The sequence below is a fragment of the Methylobacterium sp. genome, assembly GCF_019750675.1.
GTDB lineage: Bacteria > Pseudomonadota > Alphaproteobacteria > Rhizobiales > Beijerinckiaceae > Methylobacterium.
This window is the reverse complement of record NZ_JAIEOF010000258.1, coordinates 1-2,439: the sequence shown is the minus strand read 5'-3', so window position 1 is coordinate 2,439 and position 2,439 is coordinate 1. Positions and strand designations below refer to the sequence as shown.

Sequence of the window (2,439 nt, the reverse complement as noted above, 5' to 3'; positions counted from 1 at the left end):
ACACCGCACCCCAACCCTCTCCTTCCAGGAGAGGGAGCGCGTCGCGCGCAAGCAGGCCGAAGCCATCACCCAGAAACCGTATCAGGCGTCGGGCGCCGCCTCGACGCGGTAGCGCAGCCAGACGGTGCCGCCCTCCAGGGTCTCGGTCCCGAGATGGCGCAGGGCATGTCCGGCGGCGGGCTTCTCGCCCGGAGTCCCGAGATACTCGAACACGCTCGGCACGCCCGACAGGCCGTCGATGGCCGGGCAGATCAGGAGGCTGATCTCGTCGATCAGCCCGGCCTTCAGGAAGGCGCCGTTGATGATGCCGCCGCCTTCCAGCAGCAGGGTTCGCACGCCGAAAGTCTCGCCCAGGGTGTCGAGGGCCAGCGCGAGGTCGCGCCCGTCCGGGCCGGCGAACAGGTAGGAGGCGCCGTCCCGGCGGAGTTCGGCGAGGTAGGCGTCCGGAACGCCCTCCCCGAGGACGGCGACGATGTGGTCGCCCCCCGCTTCGTCCCGGCCGTAATGCACCTTGCCGTGAGGGTCGATGGCGACCGCGAGGTCGCGGCCCCTCCGGTCGCCGCGATGCGTCTTGCGCAAATCGCCGTCGGCCGGGGCCGGCACGGCAGGCGTCCCGCCATCCGCGATCTCCGCCATGGTGGTGCGGCCGACGATCCAACCTTCCGGCGCGAGGCGCGCGGCGACGGCCTCGTAGTGCCGGTGCACGAGGTCAGCCGCGACGCCCCCGGCGGGGGGCGTCCACCGATCGACGCGGAGGCGTCCGTCGACGGAACTCGTCATGTGGCAGATGATGCGGGGCCGCGCGGACCGGCGCATGCCGGACGACGTCACGCCGCGTCCGGCATGCGGTCGAGGAGCTTGTCGAGAGTGATGGGATAATCCCGCACCCGCACCCCGGTGGCGTTGTAGATGGCGTTGGCCACCGCCGCGCCGACGCCGCAGATGCCGAGTTCACCAACGCCCTTGGCCTTCATGGGCGAGGATTGCGGATCGGCCTCGTCCAGGAAGACCACCTCCTGGTGGGGAATGTCGGCATGCACCGGCACCTCGTAGCCGGCCAGGTCGTGGTTGACGAAGAAGCCGCGCCGCGTGTCGACGGCGAGTTCCTCCATCAGCGCCCCGCCGACGCCCATGGTCATGCCGCCGATGACCTGGCTGCGCGCCGATTTCGGGTTGAGGATGCGCCCGGCCGCGCAGACCGCCAGCATGCGCCGCACCCGGACCTCGGCGGTGTCGACGTCGACGCCCACCTCCACGAAGTGCCCCGCGAAGGTCGATTGCTGCTGCTTCTTGGCGAGATCGCCGTACTCGATGGAATCCTCGCCCACGAGGTCGCCGTCGCTGGCCGCCTTGCCCAGCGTCTCGGTCCGGTTGCCGGAACGGACAGTGCCGTCCTCGAACAGGACGTCGGCCGAGTTGAAACCGAGCCTCTGGGCCACCGCCTCCCGCAACTTCACGCAGGCCGCGTAGACGCCCGCCGTGGCGTTGTTCGCGCCGAACTGCCCGCCCGATCCGGCCGAGACCGGGAAGTTCGAGTCGCCGAGGCGCACCACCACCTTGTCGAGGGTGACGCCCATCATCTCCGCCGCGGTCTGGGCGATGATGGTGTAGCTGCCGGTGCCGATGTCGGTCATGTCCGTCTCGACCGTGACGAGGCCGTCGCGGCCGAGCCGGACGCGGGCGCCCGACTTCATCAGCAGGTTGTTGCGGAAGCCCGCCGCCATGCCGATGCCCACGAGCCAGCGGCCGTCCCGGACCTGACCGGGCTTGGCGTTGCGCTTGTCCCAGCCGAACTTCTCCGCGCCGAGCTTCAGGCAGCCCACGAGGTTCCGGTGCGAGAACGGACGCTCGGGGTGCCCAGGATCGACCTGGGTGTCGTTGCGGATCCGGAAGGCCACGGGGTCGAGCCCGAGTTTCTCCGCCATCTCATCCATGGCGATCTCGAGGGCCATCAGGCCGGGGGCCTCGCCCGGCGCCCGCATCGAGTTGCCCTCGGGCAGATCGAGATGCGCGAGCTTCATCGCGGTCAGGCGGTTGGCGCCCGCGTAGAGCAGCTTGGTCTGGTCCACCGCCGTCTCGGGCTTGCCGCCGTCGAGGTTGCCCGAGGTGCTCTCGTGCGCGATGGCGGTGATCGTTCCGTCCGGGGTCGCTCCGATGCGGATGCGCTGGATGGTGGCCGGCCGGTGGGTGGTGTTGTTGATGACCAGAGGCCGGGTCAGCGCGACCTTGACGGGACGACCGGCGGCCTTGGCGGCCAGGGCCGCCACCACGGCGTCGGAACGCACGAACAGCTTTCCACCGAAGCCGCCACCGATATAGGGCGAGTCGATACGAACCGATTCGGCCGGGATATCGAGGATCTTGGCGATGCTGCCCTTGGTCCAGGCGATCATCTGGTTTGAGGTCCACAGGGTGAGCTTGTCGCCCTCCCAGGCCGCG

At 70.0% G+C, this 2,439-nt stretch carries 2 protein-coding genes; both read right to left on the bottom strand.

The annotated features are described in order from the left end of the window. Positions 1–81: 81 nt before the first annotated feature. Complete coding sequence (locus K2X24_RS13190) at positions 82–831, bottom strand: dihydrofolate reductase family protein (RefSeq protein WP_366934492.1); 750 nt, start codon at positions 829–831, stop codon at positions 82–84. After that, on the bottom strand, positions 828–2,439 hold a 1,612-nt coding region (locus K2X24_RS13185), incomplete at its 5' end, for a xanthine dehydrogenase family protein molybdopterin-binding subunit (protein WP_292498822.1). The genes K2X24_RS13185 and K2X24_RS13190, both read right to left, overlap by 4 nt.